This is a genomic window from Hafnia paralvei ATCC 29927 (assembly GCF_001655005.1).
GTDB classification, from domain to species: Bacteria; Pseudomonadota; Gammaproteobacteria; order Enterobacterales; family Enterobacteriaceae; genus Hafnia; species Hafnia paralvei.
In genome coordinates this window covers 80,117-100,517 of record NZ_LXET01000013.1, presented here as the reverse complement: position 1 = coordinate 100,517, position 20,401 = coordinate 80,117, and the positions used below count along the sequence as shown (strand labels likewise).

General features: G+C 47.8%; 23 protein-coding genes. 12 read left to right on the top strand and 11 right to left on the bottom strand.

Annotation, left to right across the window (positions count from 1 at the left end; all coding sequences use genetic code 11):
* Positions 1-5: 5 nt before the first annotated feature.
* Positions 6-488, bottom strand: a complete 483-nt coding sequence (locus tag M988_RS04885; RefSeq protein ID WP_064573100.1) for a methylated-DNA--[protein]-cysteine S-methyltransferase — start codon at positions 486-488, stop codon at positions 6-8.
* The gene (alkA, locus tag M988_RS04880; RefSeq protein ID WP_064573096.1) at positions 488-1,921 is read right to left on the bottom strand and encodes a DNA-3-methyladenine glycosylase 2; all 1,434 of its coding nucleotides are present in this window, start codon (positions 1,919-1,921) and stop codon (positions 488-490) included. Before alkA ends, M988_RS04885 begins: the two co-directional genes overlap by 1 nt.
* 195 nt (positions 1,922-2,116) lie before the next feature.
* Here alkA and yegD point away from each other — a divergent pair, with 195 nt between their 5' ends.
* Complete coding sequence (gene yegD, locus M988_RS04875) at positions 2,117-3,469, top strand: molecular chaperone (RefSeq protein WP_064573088.1); 1,353 nt, start codon at positions 2,117-2,119, stop codon at positions 3,467-3,469.
* A gap of 86 nt (positions 3,470-3,555) precedes the next feature.
* On the opposite strand, the gene M988_RS04870 is transcribed toward yegD, so the two are convergent.
* Positions 3,556-4,161, bottom strand: coding sequence for a DUF1003 domain-containing protein (locus M988_RS04870; protein ID WP_248846491.1), 606 nt, complete (start codon positions 4,159-4,161; stop codon positions 3,556-3,558).
* A 664-nt stretch (positions 4,162-4,825) separates the two neighbouring features.
* Here M988_RS04870 and M988_RS04865 point away from each other — a divergent pair.
* On the top strand, positions 4,826-6,187 hold the full coding sequence (locus tag M988_RS04865) for an APC family permease (protein ID WP_064573086.1): 1,362 nt from the start codon (positions 4,826-4,828) through the stop codon (positions 6,185-6,187).
* A gap of 65 nt (positions 6,188-6,252) precedes the next feature.
* Here the strand turns inward: M988_RS04865 and M988_RS04860 are convergent, their stop codons facing one another.
* The 3 genes from M988_RS04860 to M988_RS04850 all read right to left on the bottom strand — a co-directional run bounded on the left by M988_RS04860 (position 6,253) and on the right by M988_RS04850 (position 7,581).
* The gene (locus tag M988_RS04860) at positions 6,253-6,732 is read right to left on the bottom strand and encodes a GNAT family N-acetyltransferase (RefSeq protein ID WP_008814404.1); all 480 of its coding nucleotides are present in this window, start codon (positions 6,730-6,732) and stop codon (positions 6,253-6,255) included.
* Between the two features lie 4 nt (positions 6,733-6,736).
* Entirely contained in the window at positions 6,737-7,165 is a 429-nt protein-coding gene (locus M988_RS04855; RefSeq protein WP_039188449.1) for a TOBE domain-containing protein, read from the bottom strand.
* A gap of 101 nt (positions 7,166-7,266) precedes the next feature.
* Positions 7,267-7,581, bottom strand: coding sequence for a DUF2623 family protein (locus M988_RS04850; protein WP_008814406.1), 315 nt, complete (start codon positions 7,579-7,581; stop codon positions 7,267-7,269).
* 301 nt (positions 7,582-7,882) lie between these two features.
* Between M988_RS04850 and M988_RS04845 the strand changes: the two genes are divergently transcribed.
* From M988_RS04845 to M988_RS23235, 3 genes are all read left to right on the top strand, one after another.
* A complete protein-coding gene (locus tag M988_RS04845; protein ID WP_004095514.1) occupies positions 7,883-8,086 on the top strand; it encodes a hypothetical protein in 204 nt (67 codons plus the stop codon).
* A 114-nt stretch (positions 8,087-8,200) separates the two neighbouring features.
* Positions 8,201-8,626 (top strand): GNAT family N-acetyltransferase, encoded by a 426-nt coding sequence (locus M988_RS04840; protein WP_008814407.1) that lies wholly within the window; start codon positions 8,201-8,203, stop codon positions 8,624-8,626.
* 302 nt (positions 8,627-8,928) lie between these two features.
* Positions 8,929-9,060 (top strand): hypothetical protein, encoded by a 132-nt coding sequence (locus M988_RS23235; RefSeq protein WP_255999972.1) that lies wholly within the window; start codon positions 8,929-8,931, stop codon positions 9,058-9,060.
* A gap of 291 nt (positions 9,061-9,351) precedes the next feature.
* On the opposite strand, the gene yjjG is transcribed toward M988_RS23235, so the two are convergent.
* From yjjG to hpaR, 5 genes are all read right to left on the bottom strand, one after another.
* A complete protein-coding gene (yjjG, locus tag M988_RS04835; protein WP_008814408.1) occupies positions 9,352-10,026 on the bottom strand; it encodes a pyrimidine 5'-nucleotidase in 675 nt (224 codons plus the stop codon).
* A gap of 165 nt (positions 10,027-10,191) precedes the next feature.
* Positions 10,192-11,136, bottom strand: coding sequence for a kdo(2)-lipid IV(A) palmitoleoyltransferase (gene lpxP, locus M988_RS04830; RefSeq protein WP_048797551.1), 945 nt, complete (start codon positions 11,134-11,136; stop codon positions 10,192-10,194).
* A 307-nt stretch (positions 11,137-11,443) separates the two neighbouring features.
* Positions 11,444-11,656, bottom strand: a complete 213-nt coding sequence (cspE, locus tag M988_RS04825; protein WP_004095506.1) for a transcription antiterminator/RNA stability regulator CspE — start codon at positions 11,654-11,656, stop codon at positions 11,444-11,446.
* Between the two features lie 448 nt (positions 11,657-12,104).
* The gene (locus M988_RS04820; RefSeq protein ID WP_064573085.1) at positions 12,105-12,743 is read right to left on the bottom strand and encodes a hypothetical protein; all 639 of its coding nucleotides are present in this window, start codon (positions 12,741-12,743) and stop codon (positions 12,105-12,107) included.
* A gap of 225 nt (positions 12,744-12,968) precedes the next feature.
* A complete protein-coding gene (hpaR, locus tag M988_RS04815; protein ID WP_064573083.1) occupies positions 12,969-13,439 on the bottom strand; it encodes a homoprotocatechuate degradation operon regulator HpaR in 471 nt (156 codons plus the stop codon).
* A gap of 371 nt (positions 13,440-13,810) precedes the next feature.
* Here hpaR and M988_RS04810 point away from each other — a divergent pair, with 371 nt between their 5' ends.
* From M988_RS04810 to hpaH, 7 genes are all read left to right on the top strand, one after another.
* Entirely contained in the window at positions 13,811-14,455 is a 645-nt protein-coding gene (locus M988_RS04810) for a fumarylacetoacetate hydrolase family protein (protein WP_064573082.1), read from the top strand.
* Complete coding sequence (locus tag M988_RS04805; RefSeq protein WP_008814413.1) at positions 14,452-15,216, top strand: fumarylacetoacetate hydrolase family protein; 765 nt, start codon at positions 14,452-14,454, stop codon at positions 15,214-15,216. Before M988_RS04810 ends, M988_RS04805 begins: the two co-directional genes overlap by 4 nt.
* On the top strand, positions 15,213-16,679 hold the full coding sequence (gene hpaE / locus M988_RS04800) for a 5-carboxymethyl-2-hydroxymuconate semialdehyde dehydrogenase (protein ID WP_061059698.1): 1,467 nt from the start codon (positions 15,213-15,215) through the stop codon (positions 16,677-16,679). Before M988_RS04805 ends, hpaE begins: the two co-directional genes overlap by 4 nt.
* A gap of 68 nt (positions 16,680-16,747) precedes the next feature.
* Entirely contained in the window at positions 16,748-17,605 is an 858-nt protein-coding gene (gene hpaD, locus M988_RS04795) for a 3,4-dihydroxyphenylacetate 2,3-dioxygenase (RefSeq protein ID WP_008814415.1), read from the top strand.
* Positions 17,606-17,614: 9 nt separating this feature from the next.
* Positions 17,615-17,998 carry a 5-carboxymethyl-2-hydroxymuconate Delta-isomerase gene (locus M988_RS04790; protein ID WP_008814416.1) on the top strand — a complete coding sequence of 128 codons (384 nt, stop codon included), beginning with the start codon at positions 17,615-17,617 and terminating at the stop codon, positions 17,996-17,998.
* An 87-nt stretch (positions 17,999-18,085) separates the two neighbouring features.
* Positions 18,086-19,564, top strand: coding sequence for an NAD-dependent succinate-semialdehyde dehydrogenase (locus tag M988_RS04785; protein ID WP_064573080.1), 1,479 nt, complete (start codon positions 18,086-18,088; stop codon positions 19,562-19,564).
* Positions 19,565-19,589: 25 nt separating this feature from the next.
* Positions 19,590-20,393 carry a 2-oxo-hept-4-ene-1,7-dioate hydratase gene (gene hpaH / locus M988_RS04780; protein WP_008814418.1) on the top strand — a complete coding sequence of 268 codons (804 nt, stop codon included), beginning with the start codon at positions 19,590-19,592 and terminating at the stop codon, positions 20,391-20,393.
* Positions 20,394-20,401: the final 8 nt, after the last annotated feature.

Here is a 20,401-nt window from a genome sequence, read left to right as displayed (position 1 = left end):
ATCGCCTAAGCCGGAATGTTTACACCTTCGCGTTCCAGCAGCCATACTTTGCGATTTATTCCGCCGGCGTAGCCAGTTAATTTACCCGATGTACCAATCACGCGATGGCACGGAATGACGACTGACCAAGGGTTATGCCCGATGGCCTGAGCCACCGCGCGTACACCTCTCGGATTCCCCACTTTGATAGCAACATCCATATAGCTACAGGTTTCACCGCAAGGAATTTCACGGAGTGCCTGCCAAACAGCCTGCTGAAATGGCGTTCCTCTCACTGCTAGTGGAAAATCGAAACAATCGCTCTGACCAGAAAAATAGGCGAGTAGCTGAGGCTTAACAGCATCCAGCAAAGGATGATTATTTAGCACCTGATGCAGACTAAAATCAGGAAGATACTTTTGTCCGTCAAAGTAGATACCGTGCACACTCTCTTCGTCGAACAGCACAAACATCTCCCCTTGGGGCGTTGCAAAATGACCGTAGTTCATTAGATTGTCTCCGTTGTCCAACTATCGTTATGCCATAAATGTAAAGTGGCATAGGCTCGCCACGGCCGCCAATGTTCGGCGTAGTGCACGATTTTGCTCGGCGTCATCTGGGGAAAGCGCTGCTTTATCAGATAATCCCCTTGTAAAAAAGCATCTGGCCAGCTCCATGCTCGCATCGCGATATAAGTTGCCGTCCAACTCCCAATGCCCGGAATTGCCGTAATCGCCGCAATGCCTCCTTCAATATCCAGCACATCCTCTAGCGATAAACGACCTTCACTCACTTCTTTTGCTAAATGTACAATGCTCGCAGCACGTTTAAGAGGAATTCCGATCGTTTTCAACGCCTCGGGGGTTACCCGAGCGAGTTGATGTGCATCTGGGAATATGACCTTCAATTCATCCCACGGGGTATCTACAGTCTCCCCCCAACGTTCTGCGACGGCAGAAGCAAACTTTGCCGCCATTTTCACGCTAACCACCTGCCCTAAAATCGCCCTAACTGACTGCTCGAACGCATTTACACAGCCAGGTAGCCGTAATCCGGTATTTTGGGCAAGACTGCCTAGTCCGGCAGAAATTGCCACTGGGTCGGCGTCCAGATCCAAAAGTTGACGCACCCGCCGCAGAACCTCTGGCGCATGTGGTGCCAAAGAATCAGAAATCAGTACCTTTACACGGCAGCGCGACGCCTCTGGATGCAAAACTATCCAACCGGCCGCATCGCCAATCCGTAAAGTGCGCTGATAGTCACCGTTCGCAGTAACGCTATCTACACCTGAAACGCTACGCGCAGCGAGAAAACCCAGCATCCACTCCCAATCATAGGGAGGACGATAGCTCAGCGACAGCGTTAACCCGTCTTCCTGCCCTTTGTTATTTGCCCGTAGAGAACTTGGCGTCATTCGATATCTCGCACTAAACAATTCGTTAAAACGGCGTAGGCTGCCAAATCCCGCGCTGAGCGCAACGTCTGCCAGCGGCAAATGGCTGTCCATTAACAACCGCTTAGCCTGCAACAAACGGTAGGACTGCGCGTACTCAATGGGCGAGGCGCCAAAACGATCGGCAAATACACGGCGCAGTTGGCGATCGGAAATCCCTAATCGTGTCGCTAACTCTTCACAACTATGCTGGGTTAAAAAACCCTGTTCAATCAGTTGAACCGCAAGCTGCATGTAGCGGCTGGAAAGATCGACTATCGACAATCCTGGAGCCAGCTCTGGGCGGCATTTAAGACAGGGGCGGTATCCATCACGCTCCGCTGCGGCGGCACTGGGATAGAAGTGGCAGTTCTCCGCTTTTGGCGTACGAGCCCCGCAAACCGTACGGCAATATATTTTGGTTGATGACACGCCAACAAAAATGCGCCCATCAAACTTAGGATCACGCGCTTTCAATGCCGCATACCAGATTTCATGATTGCCGTTCATACTTCCTCCTGCCGTTTCTGTCTACAGCTTATCCTTTATTGACGGTTCTGACTCGCGGAAATCGGACATTGATATCACCACCGGTTCGGCTACATCCGTAAGGTAAAATCGCGATGAGAGGAGAGTTATTTGATGAAAACGGCGCAATAGAGTAAAGTCGCCGCCCTTCATGGCATGGGGAACGTTGGAGAACATATGTTTATTGGATTCGATTATGGTACCGCAAACTGCTCTGTGGCAGTGATGCGAGGTGACCAACCTGAGTTATTACCTCTTGAGCAGGATTCTCCGTATCTGCCCTCAATGTTATGCGCGCCCACTCGTGAAGCAGTGAGCGAATGCTTACATCGTCATTGGCAAGTGCCAACCGGCAGTGATGAAAACCAACAGCTATTGCGCCGAGCAATAAACTTTAACCGCGAAGAAGATATTCCTGTAAACAGCGATAGCATCCAATTTGGTTTAAAGGCTCTTGGAATTTACGTGGAAGATCCTGAAGAAGTCTACTTCGTAAAATCACCTAAATCATTTTTGGGCGCAAATGGTCTTAAGCCCCAGCAGATCGCCATGTTTGAAGATCTGGTGTGCGCCATGATGTACCACATCAAACGTCAGGCCGAAAGTTCGCTTAATCATCCTATTACTCAGGCCGTTATCGGACGGCCAATCAATTTTCAAGGCACTGGGGGCGAAGAGGCAAACGCACAGGCACAGGGTATTCTCGACCGTGCCGCACATCGCGCAGGTTTCCAAGACGTTACATTCCAGTTCGAACCCGTGGCCGCAGGCTTAGATTTTGAAGCCACACTCAGTGAAGAGAAAAAAGTGCTCGTGGTCGATATCGGTGGTGGGACAACCGACTGCTCGGTGCTGTTAATGGGGCCACAATGGCGGGAACTTAGCGACCGCCACGACAGCCTGTTAGGCCACAGCGGGTGCCGCGTAGGCGGAAACGATCTGGATATCATGCTGGCCTTCAAACAGATGATGCCATTGCTGGGTGCAGGGGGAGTCACAGAGAAAGGTACAGCGCTGCCGGCACTGCCTTATTGGAACGCCGTCGCCACGAATGATGTGCCTGCGCAAAGCGATTTCTACAGCACTGCTAACGGCCGTATGCTGCGTGATTTAATCCGCGATGCGGCTGAGCCCAATAAGGTTGAACTGCTACTGAAAGTTTATCAGCAACGTTTGAGCTATCGTTTAGTGCGTGCTGCTGAAGAAAGCAAAATTGCGCTTTCCCAACAAGAGAGCATCAGCACAACTTTAGACTTCATTGCGAAAGGTTTGGTACAGCATCTGAATGCGCACGAATTGGCAGAGGCGATTATTCAACCGCTGGAGCGTATCCAAGAACAGGTCAACAGCGCATTAACGGTTAGCAATATCACTCCTGAAGTCATTTATCTGACCGGAGGAAGTGCTCGCTCACCGATTATCCGAGACGCACTGGCACGCCAGTTACCGGGCATCCCAATCGTCGGCGGTAACGATTTTGGTTCTGTAACGGCAGGCTTAGCGCGTTGGGCTCAGCGCGTGTATCGTTAGCCGGTTAGTAAGCACTTAATCTGCACGGCGTAGCGGTAAAATATCGCTACGCCGCTTAGCCAACGCGTTAGCGTGTGATGATAGGCTCAGGTTTTATCCGCCGGTGGCGTGCTATTTGACTGTGCAGCCGCAGCATCCAGACGTGCAGTCAGCGTACGAATCGCTTCGGTGAGCGCCTGAATCTCCTTCTCTTTCAACAAATCTATTTTTTCGTGCAACAACTCAATTTCCAGTTCAGCTTTGACGTTAATTTCAAAATCATTCTCAGCTCTTTTCCGATCCATATCACTCTGACGCGTTTGGCTCATCATAATGGCCGGAGCCGTATAAGCGGCCTGAAACGAGAGTAATAAGTTCAACAGAATAAACGGATAGGGATCCCAAGCGTTATGCCCAAACCACGCATTACCGGCCATCCAGCAAGCCAGCAGAACACTTTGGATAATGATAAAACGCCACGAGCCAATGGTGCTGGTGACGCCGTCTGCCATACGTTGGCCAAAGGTTAACGTAGGGGCTGTCGGAGATGCCGCGCTAGCGGCTTTCTTCTGATTAAGAAATCTTTCTCGGCGTAACCGGCGGGATTCACGTAGCTTTTGTAGTAAGGAGTTGTCGTTAATGTTCATGGCGTTTCTCTGTTGCAGGCACTGGTAGCCATCACGAATAGAGCAAACCAATGTCAAGATACTCACACTTTGGCAATAGCGCCCGAATTCGTCAAACGCGATTCCCTATAAATTTTGCCAAACAAAGGATAACCCAAGCATTTATTCTCATTTGCGATACATGATTCAGGTCACGAAATAAGGTTATTTTTTAGCAGTTACGTGAATGTTTGAGGCCTAAATAAGTTGTAAATTTGTTAGCTTTTTAGGCATGTTTTTTGCCACAGATAAATAAAATGAAAAAATAGCACGAAAAGCAAAAAAGAAATGCCTCAAGTAGGCTTACACATCTTGTCAGATTGCCCCCCTTGGGGCAAAATACGCGCCCTGCAAATGGCCGATGTTTAAAATGACATCGGTTATTTTTTTGCATCAGGTAATGAGTTTTATAACTGAGGCCGGCTTATAAACCGGACATGATAATCGCTATTTAGCGGCACATTTAGCCGCGCTACTACTGAGGAAACTTAGATGGGGCAATCATTCGCTTTCGCGCCGGGATTCACTGGCATGCGCTGCAGCAGCAGCGACTATGGGGCAGGAGCTTCTTTCTCCGCTCGCACCTCTTTTACACCTTCCCTGTCCGAATATTATTCAATTATTAGTAGTATCTTCACACGAAGTTTTCCTGTGATCTCTCCGCTTTGCGCAACATCGAACCAAAAAGTCGAGAGCATGGGAGGACTGCGTCATGGCGATTAATACCGCACCTCAAAAACGTGTAGAACTCCGTAAAACATTGACGCTTGTCCAAGTCGTCATGATGGGGTTAGCGTATCTGCAACCGATGACCATTTTTGATACCTTTGGTATCGTCAGCGGTCTGACAGATGGCCACGTTGCAACGTCTTATGCTATTGCTCTGATTGCAGTGCTTTTCACTGCAGTTAGTTACGGAAAGCTGGTTAAACGCTTCCCGTCAGCTGGCTCAGCTTATACCTACGCGCAGAAGGCGATTAGCCCGCACGTTGGTTTTATGGTGGGTTGGTCTTCTCTGCTTGATTATCTGTTTATGCCGATGATCAACATTTTGCTGGCTAAAATTTACCTAGAAGCGATTTTCCCAGGCGTGCCGTCTTGGATCTTCGTTGGTGGTTTAGTGACGCTGATGACGCTGTTTAACCTACGAGGCATTAACCTCGTTGCAAACTTGAACTCCATCATTGTGGTGATTCAGGTTTCTATCATGGTTATTTTCTTGGGTCTGGTCATCCACGGTATTTACGGTGGTGAAGGTGCCGGTACGCTGATCAGCAGCCGTCCGTTCATCTCTGAAAATGCGCATGTAATACCAATGATAACCGGGGCAACGATACTCTGCTTCTCGTTCTTGGGCTTTGACGGCATCAGCTCATTGTCCGAAGAAACGCCAGATGCAGGCCGCGTTATCCCTAAAGCGATTTTCCTGACTGCGCTGATTGGCGGTGTGATCTTTATCGTGGTGTCGTACTTCTTACAGTTGTACTTCCCAGATATTTCACGCTTCACCAACCCAGATGCATCACAGCCAGAAATCATGCTGTTCGTTGCAGGTAAGTTCTTCCAGTCTATTATTCTGGTGTTCTCCTGTGTGACCGTACTGGCTTCAGGCATGGCAGCACATGCTGGCGTTTCTCGTCTGATGTATGTTATGGGTCGTGATGGCGTATTCCCTGAGCGCCTGTTCGGGTATATCCATCCTAAATGGCGTACTCCGGCGTTCAACGTACTGCTGGTTGGTGCAATTGCACTGTCTGCTGTTTCCTTTGACTTAGTCACTGCAACGGCGCTGATTAACTTTGGTGCACTGGTCGCGTTCACTTTCGTGAACCTGTCAGTGATCTCTCAGTTCTACATTCGTGAAAAACGTAATCGTACGCTGAAAGACACCATTAACTACCTGATCCTGCCGGTTCTGGGTGCTGCGACCGTAGGCGTTCTGTGGGTGAACTTGGAAGAAAGCTCCATGACGTTAGGCCTGATTTGGGGCGCTATTGGTCTGGGCTACTTGACCTTCCTGACCCGCCGTTTCCGTCAGCCGCCTCCACAGTACGATGCAGAAATCGCTCAGTAAAAACTCTACCTGATTAACTGAAAAAGCCCGCAATGCGGGCTTTTTTTTCATCGGAAGGTTAGTACTTACTCAGGCAGCAAAACTTTACGCATCCGCGCATTCTCAAGAACCTGTCCGCCTAGCTCAACTTTTTGGGTAAAAACGACCTCAAAACCGTTGCGAACAAAAAACGGCTGGGCCGTGAGGCTGACATAAGCATAAACTTCTGGCAAATGTTGCTGCCGAGCGCGATGCAGGATCTTCGCCATCATCAGACGCGCAATGCCCTGATGGGCAAACGGTGCCGCAACATAAAACTGATCGATTAAACCGTCTGGCTGTAGATCGAAGTAAGCACTAACCACGTCATCGATAATGACCACAGTAGGCTGAATACGCTCCAGCGTTGCTCGCCAACACTCTGGCGCCTGACTAGCCTGAATCCACGCGGTACGCTGCTCTTGGGTATATTCTCGGGCGGTAAGCTCAGAAACCGCGGATTCATAAACGTGCCGTAGCGGTAAAATATCCGCCTCGACAAAAGGTCGAAATCGAATTTGACGCATAGCATTAAGCTTTAGTTGCCAGCATGACGCTTGAAGCTTTGATCAACGCGATCACACGACTTCCGTTGCTCAATGCCATCTCTTCTGCGCTTTCATTGGTAATCACAGACGTCAGCGTAATGCCTTGATCGGTTTTGATGTGCACCGTCGAATTCACCGCACCTTTAAGCAATGCGCTGACTTCCCCAGCAAACTGGTTACGGGCAGAGAATACTAAACCACAGTCAGCCGAAGCGAGGATCACCCACGGCGCTTTAATTAAAGCCACGGCCTCTTTGCCTTTTGCCAATCCCATCGCTTGTTTGCTGGTATGAGTCACGACAGCAACAATTTTAGCACCACCGTTGAGAGTTAATTCCACCTCATCGTTCACCGCCCCATCCGCTACCGCTGAGATAACACCGCTTAGTTGATTACGTGCAGAAACAGACATTCGACTCTCCTTGAAAATTAGACGTGTAGAAACCATTTCCGATAGTAACAGATGCCTATCATAACAACAGGAGCATCCACAGCGACTGTGACCCCTATAGTCTATGCATCAATCGATACCTCATCAGCTCGCCGTGAACGTTCATACCCAGAATAGTAATAATCCTGAAGCCCTCGCTCTTCGCTACCATGGAAAAAATCGGCGATTGCGTCTCGCTCAAGCCCATAATCACGAGCCAGTTCACCAGCTCGGCAAGCGGCCATATACCGATTATCAACTCTTTTTCCGAAACTATGCGCAAAACCACACACAAATCCGCGGCGATAGTCAAAACAGCGCTGATTCATCTCTGAAGCCGTTTTCGGCTCGTATGCCCGAACACCATCCATCACGCCTTCACCAAAATGGTTTTTCACATCATCCTCCACGATCCACCAACCCTGTGAGATAACCTCGATAACCCGCTATACTTGAGCAAATAGTGCTCGTTATATAAATTATTATATAACGATTTTATCAACAAAAGGTATACCCTACGCGAGGTATGCCAAGGAGTAGTCCGATATTTAATCTGAAACGATTCTGGGCTATGACGAACATCTCACAACCGAGTATAATCGCCGGCTTGATTCAAGAGCAGCGCAGAATAGCGATTCTGTAACCACCATGTTCTGTAACTATAAAGTTCTGTAACAACTATTTATTAGAGGAATAAAAATGGCTGATGAATTTGATAATGCCAGTGCACTGGAAGAGTTAGAGCGTGATTTAGCCTTGGCTAATCGCCAAAAGACGCAAATGCCGTTTACCGGTATGTGCTATAACTGCCACGAAAAAATCGAAAGTGGCAATTTCTGCGATAAAGACTGCTGCGAAGATTGGCAGAAAGCACAATGGGCTAAATCACAGCGCCAGCGCTAATATGTGATGAATAAGTCATTATTTATAATTCTAATATCTCAGAGATAATGTAATGATGTAGGCCATATCTAATTCATTAATTTCATTATCTTTGAGACGATAGGAAAATAAGCGATGTCGCCAATGCCTGAAAAAATAAGCTACCACGTGAATAAACCAATCACCGTTGAGCAATTTGTACAGTTATTGTCTGAAACGACGCTTGGCCCTCGTCGTCCATTGAATAATCATGAGTGCTTGGCTGGGATGCTAGAACATGCCGATATTCTCGTAACCGCTTGGGCAGGAGAGCGTCTTATCGGTGTGGCTCGATCGGTAACTGATTTTCACTATTGCTGCTATCTGTCTGATCTCGCGGTATCAGAGTCTGTACAAAAAGGGGGAGTTGGTCAGGAATTAATAAAAATGACTTGTCGTCAGCTAAAGCCTGACTGCAAAATTATTCTCCTCGCAGCACCACTGGCTCAAGAATATTACCCACGTATCGGATTTGATAAACACCCAAGCGCATGGACCTGTACAGCTCAGCAGTTCTGCTGACTTTCACTTTGCCTCCGTTCTAATCACCATTTAGAGAGAAGCACCAGCCTGAGAAGTGATGCAGGAGCGGCGTGGTAGATTTGGCTGGATTTTGGTTTTATTTTCTCAATATTCATTTTTAGTCTAAGAAAGGGGAACACTTCCCCTTTCAGAATTAGCCATACGTGCGAAAACTTTTGAATTCTGTGCGTCAATACAGCATTTGTATGACCTATTCTAGATAGTGTGACAATGATCACAATGAAACACCGTTTTGAAGTATAAAAAGGATTTATCCACATTGATATTTCAAGGCGATAATAATGACAACCACAGTTAAAAGTTATATTTCAGACAACAAATCCACTATCGATAATCTAGTGCTTCGCTTTTGTTGGGGTGTCGCTGCATTAGGTATTGTCGCCTGTATCCTACTCACCAAAATGTATTGGTAAATAAATTCCTATTTCTTTCTTACTTTTTTCAAACAAAAACATCTCCAATTGAGGAGTCATGCTTGTCAATTAAGCCTGATTTTAGGGGAAGTACATCGATGGGGTCGTAGCGGCGAAGCCGCCGACAACTTTGCAGGGAGCAAAGTTGAACAACGCTTTAGCGTTGCCCCCTAGGGTGGAACACATGGATGTGTTCCATAACCGCCCAGTGGTGTGCTAACCCTGTGTATCTCGATCTCTTAAATGAACAGCATTACCGTCCGAGGAGATGTTTTTTTTTACATCAGATACTTAAGCCAACAAAATTTTTTGCAGTTCACTCAGTGAGCTTACTTGATAACTTGGTGAAATTCCTTCGGGCAAATCACTTCCCGCTGAGTTCACCCAGCAGGTATCAATGCCTGCATTAATTCCACCTAAAATATCAGAATGCGGATTGTCCCCGACCATCAAAATACGTTCTTTAGGCGGATTATTCATCAGTGAGAAAGCATATTCAAAAATACCAACGTCTGGTTTTGCAATACCTACCTGCTCAGAAATCACCAACGTCGAAAAGGCATCCTTCATTCCTGTGCGCTCTAAGCGGATTGTCTGCAATTGGGTAAAACCATTCGTGATGATACCTAAGTTCGCCTTACCGCTTAACGCGTTAATTAGCTCCCTTGCCCCAGGCAACACATCACAAATATCAGCCATCGCTTGTAGGAACGCTTCATTGATGTGATTGGCTGTCACGCCCAGACGCTGAGACCACAGCTCGAAACGAGTTGTCTGTAACTGCTCTGCGTTGATGCGCCCGTCCTGGTAATCAACCCATAGAGGCTGATTCACTGACTGATATTCAGCATAATCACTATCGGTAAAATCAACGTTAAAACGAGAGAACATCAGCTTTAAGCCTTCAAAAGCATCAAACCGGAACAATGTCTCATCCGCATCAAAAAGAACCCAACTGTATTTCATTACGCTCGCCTCTCTCGTCATTTCACTCTTTAAAGCCTATCCAAACGTTCAAATAGTTCGTCTTACATTAAAATCTGCCGCTTAGAATAGCGTAAACCCCGAACATTTTCTTAACAAAATATTCGGGGCTTAAGATTTAATTATTATTAGCGTTGCAAAAGAAAACTATGCGTAGAGAGAAATATCCCCAATAGGTCGCGTTTTAAATCGACGATGTAACCAAAGATACTGTTCTGGCGCCCGCAAAATTTCTTTTTCTATTACCGCGTTAATAAATTCCGCAGCCGCTTGTTCATTATCGTAAGGATAGTCTTTTAGACCAGGCTGAATAATCAAATGATAACCACTGCCGTCTGGTTTACGGATCAGAACGGTAGTCAGCAAAACGGGCTTGGCTAATTTAGCAATAGTAAAGGTCCCGTTGGTCGTCGCCGCTTTTTTTACTGCGAAGAACGGCGCGAACGAACTTCCTTTTGGCCCAAAGTCTTGGTCTGGTGCAAACCAAACGGCTTCACCGGCCTTCAAAGCATGAACCATACCGCGCAGATTGCGACGGTCAATCATTGCTTTATTAGAACGAGAACGACCGCGAGTCTGCACGTATTCCATAACTTTGTTGTTGTGCTTGCGATACATGGCCATCATTGGTCGACACAAGCCCATCACGCGCCCGCCAAGCTCAAGAGACATAAAGTGTACGCCAATTACCATCACGCCCCGCTTCTCTTCCAGAGCTGCGTTCAGGTTTTCAATACCACTGACGTCAAACCACTTTTTGATACGCTCATCAGACCAGAACCACGCCATGCCCGTTTCTAACAATCCCATACCTAGCGAGGTAAAATTGTCCGTGACACGCGCGTCTAATTCTTCTGGAGAGAGATCGGGAAAGCACAATTCAAGATTACGGCGTGCAATGGTGACACGGCGTTTTAGAAAACGTTTAGAGATTCGTCCCATAGCTCCGCCAAGACGGCGAATGATCGGATAAGGCAATTGAACCAATAAATATAAAATACCTAATCCAAACCAAAGAAACCAATGACGCGGATGTAACAAGCTTTTAGAAAAAGCAGAATGTTTCACGATAGACCTTCTTTCTTTACACATACCCATGGCGTATCGCATAAAGAAAAATTTATCTATAGCGGTACATTATTGTATTTGACTCGCCGTGTTCGATTAAGTTGCAGCGAAATTAAAACTTAATAAATCGCGACAGTGTCGCATAGCAGATTTATCTTATCTGTCTTATTTTTCAGAAAGATACTAAATTTACAAATAATAACTTTTAATGATATTAGCAGACAAAATAAAACGGGCCCTGAATATACAGGACCCGTTCTAATTAAATGATTACCGGTTTAGCAATTTAGGATTTCCTAAAATCACAAACTCTGGTGGTCACTTAGCAATATTACAGAGCTACAACGTTAGCTGCTGAAGGACCTTTCTGGCCATTTTCAACAGTGAACTCAACACGCTGGCCTTCGTCCAGAGTTTTGAATGCGGTGCTCTGAATTGCAGAGAAGTGAACGAAAATGTCTTTGCTGCCGTTGTCTGGAGTGATGAAGCCGAAACCTTTACCAGCGTCAAACCATTTTACTAAGCCAGTCATTTTATCAGACATGATATTTCCTAATTTATTTAAAGTAGAGTCGCCGCTCTCGGGCGAAAAAGGTCTGTTCTATCAGAGGACGTACGGGAGCACTAAAGAAGGAAATTCATGAGCGAAGTGATACACATCGCTAAACAAAGAACTGCTTTACTAAAATGTCTTTCATACTGGTTCTGCATTACAAACCGTAGGCATTAACTCATGTTTGGTACTTTTACGCAAGCACTATCATGATAATTTGCCATATATAAAAAAAAGGTAACAAAATCAAAGCAAAAAATACCATTTGCATTGCAAGGATATCGTATCAGAAAAAATAATTTTCTATGAAATTATATTGCCAGAAAAATTTAGGAAAGTTCATCAACATGAAAGTTCATCAACATAGTGCGCCTAAACCTTCGGCGCACATTTTTCCTACTCTTCTACTTTTTTGAAGGCTTTCTTCATACGAGAACGTTTAGTGATAAGACTCGATAAGCGCAAGACGTTCCTTGCGATGCAATTTTTTATCTGACCGCATAATGCCATAAGCAACACTAAATAAGCACAGCATAAACGGGAGCTCATAGAGTTCTTCTAACAAATCCTGATACTGTCGATCCCTAATAAAAAGCGGAGATAATAAACGATGATGTTCAATCGTATCAGAAATAAGGAAGCTTACGACCATCAGTAATACTGTCCATAGAGGAATACTTTGGTATTTAAACCTTATGGCAATGTCTTTACGTAATGCAGGGATTAAAAGCATAAGTAATAGCGTACCAATAAGAACGACTGAAATAGTCCTAAAGTAAATCTTATTTACCTCTGGAAAAAAATCACGTCCCCAACTAATACCCCGTCCCAAAAGAACCATCCACCATACTGTAGCCCAGCACCAAAATACCTTCTGTCGCGAAGGAAGGGTTAATGGCTTCATATAACACCAAGTAAAAATCGCGCCAAAAAGCAGCCAGACAGACTGTGCATCTTCAATGACCTGAACCACAGTCCCATGAGCAAGAGGTAATTTTAAGATAGCAAGTAGAGGAAAAGTAGCAACAATAATAGCTAGAATCGCTGTCGCAGGTGAAAGCGCTTTATTAATTTTCATAGGATTTCTACATCTAAAATGGCGATCCTATTAATTTAACAACGATACTATCATCATATTTTTCAATTTGTGCTTAGCATTAAACTCATGTCATATATAATATATGATTATAAACTACCGCACAATTTGGTAAAAAATAAAAACATCCAAAAACAACTAATTAAAATTAAATAGCCTTATTTTCATACACAGAAATAAATAAAGCACATTTCGTATAACAATATATCACTTTTCCATTTGAAGACTTCTGCTCGGTGACTCATCATGTTCTGAAACTGAAGCCAAATCCCCCAAAGCAATCAGCTCATCTAAAAGCAGCGTCAACTGCGTCATTTTCTCGCTCGAAAATGCCTGTTCAATGGCTTGATAGCCCTCTTCGACCTGCAACCGCGCCTTTTCATATAACAACTTTCCATCAGGCGTCAGTGAAATATACAGCTTACGCTGATCGCTAACCGGCTTTAGTCGCAGAATCAGTCTATCGCGTTCCTTACGCGTTAAGATCCCCGTCAAGCTAGGGCGCGATATACAGGTTTTACATGAAAGCTCATGAAAATCAATTGACTGACCATCGGCCAAAACGCGAATTATACGCCACTGCTGCTCAGTTAAATTGTGACTTTTCAAAATCGGACGGAAAAAACCCATCGCCGTTTCCCGAGCCTGCAGCAAAGCAATAGTTAAAGATTCATGCATAACGGAGCACTCTTCACAAAATCAGCCAACATCAGGTGGCAACCATAAATTTGATTATAGGTACATTTCGGCATTCTACATGTACTTACCATGAGTTTAAATTGAATCTTATTAATAACTAAATAATTTTATTTAGCGAACATCATATGTTTATGAAAGGTTACACCACAGATGATTAATTTCTTATAAAGAATCATAACAAACTGATTAATAGACAAATAATATCTTCATATGTAAAAACATTGTTACCAAGATCACACTTCAAGTTGATTCAGTTGCCTAAATGTTAAACAAGGATTAAAACATGATCATTAACATATTAATAAAAACCATTTATCGCACTAATTCGACCGTTTTCAAAGGAGTCGCTTATGAAAGGCACCGTCTTTGCCGTTGCGCTCAATCACCGTAGCCAGACAGAAGCTTGGCACGATGCATTTCTGCAACCGCCCTATAAAACACCACCTCAAACGCCGGTTTGGTTTATCAAGCCGCGCAATACCGTGATCCGCAGCGGTGATGCCATTCCTTTTCCTCAGGGTGAAGAGGTGTGTAGCGGCGCAACCATTGCCTTGGTGATTGGCAAAACGGCGCGCAAAGTCTCAGCTTCTAATGCAGCAAATTACATCGCCGGATATGCTCTGGCGAACGATGTCAGTCTGCCGGAAACCTCATTCTATCGCCCCGCGATCAAAGCCAAATGCCGTGATGGATTTTGTCCGTTAGGCGAGCTAGCGCCGCTTGCCAACGTAGACTCCATTGAAATCGTGACTGAAATCAACGGTCAAGAAGCCAATCGTTGGAGCACCGCCGATCTGAATCGTTCTGCCGCCGAGCTACTCTGCGCCCTGAGCGATTTTGCCACCCTACAGCCTGGCGATGTCATCCTACTCGGTACACCTCAGCAGCGCGTCAGCATCAAACCGGGCGATAACATCATTATCAAAGCCGCCGGTCTTCCTACGCTGGAGAACAGCGTGCGTTTACAACCCAAAAGGACGGGAGAAACAGCATGAAACACGCTCGTATCCGCTATCAAGGGAAAAAATTTGATGTCACCGTGGATGAACAACTGCGGGTTTGTTTACCCGACGGAACCACACTCACGGCCGAACAAGTGGAATGGCTCCCCCCTGCCGAAGGCACCCTGTTTGCGCTCGGCCTGAACTATGCCGATCACGCCGCTGAATTAGAGTTTAAAGCACCGGAAGAACCGCTGATCTTCATCAAAGCGCCAAATTCATTAACTGGCCACCAGCAGATCTCGGTACGCCCAGATAACGTTGAATACATGCACTATGAATCCGAACTGGTGGTGGTTATCGGAAAAACCGCGCATCAGGTAACGCCGGATGAAGCCATGGACTACGTGGCGGGTTATACCGTCTGCAACGACTACGCCATTCGCGACTATTTAGAGAACTACTATCGCCCCAATTTGCGGGTAAAAAGCCGCGATACCCTCACGCCTATTGGCCCGTGGATTATTGATAAATCAGAAATACCCGATCCACATCGTTTAGCGCTAAGCACCTACGTCAACGGCGAGCTCCGCCAGCGGGGTACCACTGCCGATCTGATTTTTGATATCCCGTTTTTGATCGCCTATTTAAGCGAATTTATGACACTCCAACCCGGCGACATGATCGCCACCGGAACCCCCAAAGGTCTGTCAGACGTAGTACCGGGAGACGAAGTGATTGTTGAGGTTGAGGGCGTAGCTCGTCTGGTCAACCGCATTATCAGCCAAACCGATTATGAGGAAAGCCTGAGATGAAAAAGGTAAATCATTGGATCGACGGTAAAAACGTTACCAGCAAGCAGTATTTTGAAACCACCAACCCAGCCACCGGTGAAGTATTAGCCGAAGTTGCCTCAGGTGGAGAAGTCGAAATTTATCAGGCCGTCGCTGCAGCCAAAGAAGCTTTTCCCAAATGGGCCAATCTCCCAATGAAAGAGCGCGCCCGTCTGATGCGTCGCTTGGGCGATTTAATTGATGAAAACGTGCCAGATATTGCGGCTATGGAAACCGCAGACACCGGTTTGCCGATTCATCAGACCAAAAACGTGTTGATCCCACGCGCTTCACATAACTTTGAGTTCTTCTCCGAAGTATGTCAGCAGATGAACGGCAAAACCTATCCTGTTGACGACAAAATGCTCAACTACACGTTGGTACAGCCCGTCGGTGTGTGTGCGCTGGTTTCACCGTGGAACGTGCCCTTCATGACCGCAACGTGGAAAGTTGCGCCTTGCTTAGCGCTCGGGAATACCGCAGTGCTGAAAATGTCTGAGCTTTCGCCGCTCACCGCCGATCGTTTAGGGGAGCTCGCGTTAGAAGCCGGTATTCCTGCCGGCGTGCTCAACGTAGTACAAGGCTACGGCGCCACAGCGGGTGACGCTCTGGTTCGCCATCATGATGTCCGCGCAGTTTCCTTTACCGGCGGCACAGCAACCGGCCGCAACATCATGAAAAACGCGGGGCTGAAAAAATATTCAATGGAGCTGGGCGGCAAATCTCCTGTGCTGATTTTTGAAGATGCGGATATTGAACGCGCTTTGGACGCAGCGCTCTTCACGATTTTCTCTATCAACGGCGAACGCTGCACCGCCGGCTCACGTATCTTCATTCAACAAAGCATCTACCCCGAGTTTGTTAAACGTTTTGCCGAGCGCGCCAACCGCCTGCGTGTTGGCGATCCGCAAGACCCTAACACTCAAGTCGGTGCGCTTATCAGTCGCCAGCACTGGGAGAAAGTGTCCGGCTACATCCGCTTAGGTATTGAAGAAGGCGCAACGCTGCTGGCCGGTGGCCCTGATAAACCTAGCGATCTGCCTGCACATTTGAAAAACGGTAATTTCCTTCGCCCAACCGTACTGGCCGACGTAGACAACCGCATGCGGGTGGCGCAGGAGGAAATATTTGGCCCTGTAGCCTGCCTGATGCCTTTCAAAGATGAAGCCGAAGGCCTGCGCTTAGCAAACGACGTGGAATATGGTTTGGCGTCCTACATCTGGACTCAGGACGTCAGCAAAGTACTACGTTTAGCACGCAGTATCGAAGCCGGCATGGTGTTTGTGAACACCCAAAACGTTCGTGACCTGCGTCAACCCTTCGGCGGTGTAAAAGCATCGGGTACTGGGCGTGAAGGCGGCGAATACAGCTTTGAAGTATTTGCTGAAATGAAAAACGTCTGTATTTCGATGGGCGATCACCCCATCCCTAAATGGGGTGTGTAGTACCTGTTTCCCTGCGTTAACCCGCAGGGAAATCCCCAGCTTATATAAAATTATTCAAGCGAGGATGTATGGGAAAGTTAGCCTTAGCAGCCAAGATCACGCACGTTCCATCCATGTATCTATCAGAGCTACCGGGTAAAAACCATGGTTGCCGTCAGGGAGCCATCGATGGCCATAAAGAAATCGGCAAGCGCTGCCGTGAAATGGGCGTAGATACCATTATCGTGTTCGATACCCACTGGTTGGTCAACAGCGCCTACCACATTAACTGCGCGGATCACTTCAGCGGCGTCTATACCAGCAACGAATTGCCGCATTTTATTCGGGACATGACCTATGACTACGACGGCAACCCCGAACTGGGGCAACTGATCGCTAAAGAGGCCTGTGCCATGGGCGTTCGCGCTCAGGCTCACAATATTCCAAGCCTGAAACTTGAATACGGCACGCTGGTACCGATGCGCTATATGAACAGCGATAAGCATTTCAAAGTTATCTCTATCTCAGCGTTTTGCACCGTTCACGCCTTTGAAGACAGCCGCAAACTGGGTCAAGCCATTCTCAAAGCCATTGAACAATACGACGGTACCGTGGCCGTTTTCGCCAGCGGATCGCTCTCTCACCGTTTCATTGACGATCAGCGCGCAGAACAGGGCATGAACAGCTATACCCGCGAGTTTGACCACCAAATGGATGAACGCGTGGTCAAGCTCTGGCGCGAAGGCCAATTCAAAGAGTTCTGCGAAATGCTGCCGGAGTACGCCGATTACTGTTACGGCGAGGGCAATATGCATGACACCGTGATGCTGCTTGGCATGCTGGGCTGGGACAAATACGACGGCAAAGTCGAATTCATTACTGACCTATTTGCCAGCTCAGGCACGGGGCAGGTCAACGCCGTTTTCCCTCTGCCGGAACAGGCATAAGGAGCTGCTATGCCACATTTCTACGCTGAATGTACCGACAATATCCGCCAACAGGCCGATCTTCCGGCGTTATTTGCCAAGGTGAACGCCGCACTGGCCGATACCGGTATTTTCCCCATCGGCGGGATCCGCAGTCGCGCAATCTGGTTAGACACTTGGCAAATGGCGGATGGGAAGCATGATTACGCCTTTGTGCATATGACGCTAAAAATCGGCAGCGGACGCAGTCTGGAAAGCCGCCAGCAGGTTGGCGAAATGCTATTCGAGCTCATTAAAACCCACTTCGCCGCGCTGATGGAAAGTCGTTATCTAGCACTGTCGTTCGAAATTGAAGAGCTGCACCCACAGCTAAATTACAAACAAAACAACGTGCATGCGCTGTTTAAGTCTTAGTTGAAAGCACTCGCCCCACTCTGCCACTGCGTTGATAGGCTGAAGGTTCGGGGCTTGAAGGCACGATAAAAGCAAAAAGGATCAACCATGACATCGCCTTTCACCACCGGCATATCGCGCGGATTATTGCGCCATCAGGCCTATATCAACGGGCATTGGCAAAGCGCGGCCGATGGACGCACCTTTTCAGTGCTCAATCCCGCCAACGGTGACACCATCGCCGAGGTCAGCGATTTATCTGGCGTTGAAACCGAACAGGCTATTCAGGCCGCGGCTGAAGCGCTGCCCGCATGGCGTAAACACACCGCTAAGCAACGTAGCCAGATTTTGCAACGCTGGTTCCAATTGATTATGCAAAATCAGGCCGAACTTGCGGAGCTATTAAGCTTAGAGCAAGGAAAACCACAGGCCGAGGCGATGGGGGAAATCGCCTACGGTGCCAGTTTTATCGAATGGTTTGCCGAAGAGGGAAAGCGAACTTACGGCGAAACAATTCCGTCACCGTTGCCCGGCCGACGAATCAGCACGATTAAACAGCCAGTGGGTGTGGTGGCTGCCATTACACCATGGAACTTCCCCAACGCGATGATTACCCGCAAAGTCGCCCCAGCGCTGGCGGCAGGCTGTACCGTTGTATTGAAGCCAGCACCGGAAACGCCGTTATCAGCACTCGCGCTGGCGGTGCTAGCACACGAAGCAGGCCTACCTGCTGGCGTGCTTAATATCGTCACCGGCACCGATGCCGCCGCCATTGGCAACGTGCTAACCCAAAGCCCTATCGTTCGTAAATTGTCCTTCACCGGTTCTACCCGTATCGGCAAGTTACTGATGGAACAAAGCGCTGCGACGGTAAAAAAACTGTCATTGGAACTCGGTGGCAACGCGCCGTTTATCGTATTTGACGATGCCGATCTCGACGCCGCCGTACAGGGCGCTCTCGCGGCAAAATTTCGTAACAGTGGACAAACCTGCGTTTGCGCCAATCGCATTCTGGTGCAAGACGGCATCTATGATGAATTCGCCCAGCGCCTGACGCGTGCGGTAAATGAGCTTCGCGTAGGCCCTGCCAGTGAGCCCGCATCACAGCAAGGGCCGCTGATTAATCAGGCGGCTATCGACAAAGTGCAGGCGCATGTGACTGATGCGCTTTCTCACGGTGCCCGCATCCTTACCGGCGGTAAAAAGCATCCGTTGGGCGGACTCTTTTACCTACCCACGGTACTCCGCGACGTTAATGAATCCATGCGAGTGGCACACGAAGAAACCTTCGGCCCCGTAGCCCCACTCTTCAAATTTCATGATGAAGCCGACGCGATTCGGTTAGCGAATCAAACCGAATCCGGTCTCGCTGCCTATTTCTATTCGCGCGACATCGGACGCATCTATCGCGTCGCTGAAGCACTGGAAAGCGGAATGGTCGGCATCAACGAAGGGCTGATTTCTAACGAAGTCGCCCCGTTTGGCGGTATCAAGCAATCCGGGCTTGGGCGTGAAGGTTCACGCTACGGCATCGAGGATTATCTGGAAGTGAAATATCTCTGCTTTGGCGGAATTGAGAACAACTGAGGTGCCTATGTCGGCAAAAAACGCAATGTTAGATAAAGCAACAATCAGCCAGATCGCGCATCGCCTACATCGGGCTGAGCAAAGCCGTGAGCAGATCCGCCAAATTTCACTCGATCACCCGCAGATCACAATTGAAGATGCCTATGCGATCCAGCGTCAGTGGGTTGATCTGAAAATCGACCAAGGGCGTGTACTCAAGGGTCACAAGATCGGCCTAACATCCAAAGCGATGCAGGCTAGCTCACAGATTAGCGAACCCGACTATGGCGCTCTGCTCGATGACATGTTCTTCCAAGACGGTAGCGATATTCCCATCGACAACTTCATCGTGCCACGTATTGAGGTCGAGCTGGCATTCGTTTTAGCAAAACCGCTCCGAGGCCCCAACTGCACGCTGTTTGACGTCTACAACGCAACGGATTACGTCATCCCTGCACTGGAGTTGATTGACGCACGTTGCCACAACATTGACCCCGAAACCCAGCGTCCGCGCAAGGTATTCGACACCATCTCAGATAACGCCGCCAACGCCGGTGTGATTCTTGGCGGTCGCCCAATTAAGCCGGATGAACTCGATCTCCGTTGGATTAGCGCGCTGATGTATCGCAACGGTGTGATTGAAGAATCGGGCGTCGCCGCTGCGGTGCTTAATCATCCGGCCAACGGCGTGGCTTGGCTGGCAAACAAACTGGCCGCCCACGATGTTCAGCTTGAGGCAGGACAAATCATTCTGGGGGGCTCCTTCACTCGACCTGTTCCGGCGCGTCGCGGTGATACCTTCCACGTTGACTACGGCAATATGGGCTGCATTAGCTGCCGCTTTGTATAAGGAAAATG

Excerpts from the sequence above, each read along its gene's own strand:
- M988_RS04885 (WP_064573100.1), bottom strand. The coding sequence starts at position 488 with ATGAACTACGGTCATTTTGCAACGCCCCAAGGGGAGATGTTTGTGCTG.
- alkA (WP_064573096.1), bottom strand. The coding sequence starts at position 1,921 with ATGAACGGCAATCATGAAATCTGGTATGCGGCATTGAAAGCGCGTGAT.
- yegD (WP_064573088.1), top strand. The coding sequence starts at position 2,117 with ATGTTTATTGGATTCGATTATGGTACCGCAAACTGCTCTGTGGCAGTG.
- M988_RS04865 (WP_064573086.1), top strand. The coding sequence starts at position 4,826 with ATGGCGATTAATACCGCACCTCAAAAACGTGTAGAACTCCGTAAAACA.
- M988_RS04860 (WP_008814404.1), bottom strand. The coding sequence starts at position 6,732 with ATGCGTCAAATTCGATTTCGACCTTTTGTCGAGGCGGATATTTTACCG.
- M988_RS04855 (WP_039188449.1), bottom strand. The coding sequence starts at position 7,165 with ATGTCTGTTTCTGCACGTAATCAACTAAGCGGTGTTATCTCAGCGGTA.
- M988_RS04845 (WP_004095514.1), top strand. The coding sequence starts at position 7,883 with ATGGCTGATGAATTTGATAATGCCAGTGCACTGGAAGAGTTAGAGCGT.
- M988_RS04840 (WP_008814407.1), top strand. The coding sequence starts at position 8,201 with ATGTCGCCAATGCCTGAAAAAATAAGCTACCACGTGAATAAACCAATC.
- M988_RS23235 (WP_255999972.1), top strand. The coding sequence starts at position 8,929 with ATGACAACCACAGTTAAAAGTTATATTTCAGACAACAAATCCACTATC.
- yjjG (WP_008814408.1), bottom strand. The coding sequence starts at position 10,026 with ATGAAATACAGTTGGGTTCTTTTTGATGCGGATGAGACATTGTTCCGG.
- lpxP (WP_048797551.1), bottom strand. The coding sequence starts at position 11,136 with ATGTGTAAAGAAAGAAGGTCTATCGTGAAACATTCTGCTTTTTCTAAA.
- cspE (WP_004095506.1), bottom strand. The coding sequence starts at position 11,656 with ATGTCTGATAAAATGACTGGCTTAGTAAAATGGTTTGACGCTGGTAAA.
- M988_RS04820 (WP_064573085.1), bottom strand. The coding sequence starts at position 12,743 with ATGAAAATTAATAAAGCGCTTTCACCTGCGACAGCGATTCTAGCTATT.
- hpaR (WP_064573083.1), bottom strand. The coding sequence starts at position 13,439 with ATGCATGAATCTTTAACTATTGCTTTGCTGCAGGCTCGGGAAACGGCG.
- M988_RS04810 (WP_064573082.1), top strand. The coding sequence starts at position 13,811 with ATGAAAGGCACCGTCTTTGCCGTTGCGCTCAATCACCGTAGCCAGACA.
- M988_RS04805 (WP_008814413.1), top strand. The coding sequence starts at position 14,452 with ATGAAACACGCTCGTATCCGCTATCAAGGGAAAAAATTTGATGTCACC.
- hpaE (WP_061059698.1), top strand. The coding sequence starts at position 15,213 with ATGAAAAAGGTAAATCATTGGATCGACGGTAAAAACGTTACCAGCAAG.
- hpaD (WP_008814415.1), top strand. The coding sequence starts at position 16,748 with ATGGGAAAGTTAGCCTTAGCAGCCAAGATCACGCACGTTCCATCCATG.
- M988_RS04790 (WP_008814416.1), top strand. The coding sequence starts at position 17,615 with ATGCCACATTTCTACGCTGAATGTACCGACAATATCCGCCAACAGGCC.
- M988_RS04785 (WP_064573080.1), top strand. The coding sequence starts at position 18,086 with ATGACATCGCCTTTCACCACCGGCATATCGCGCGGATTATTGCGCCAT.
- hpaH (WP_008814418.1), top strand. The coding sequence starts at position 19,590 with ATGTTAGATAAAGCAACAATCAGCCAGATCGCGCATCGCCTACATCGG.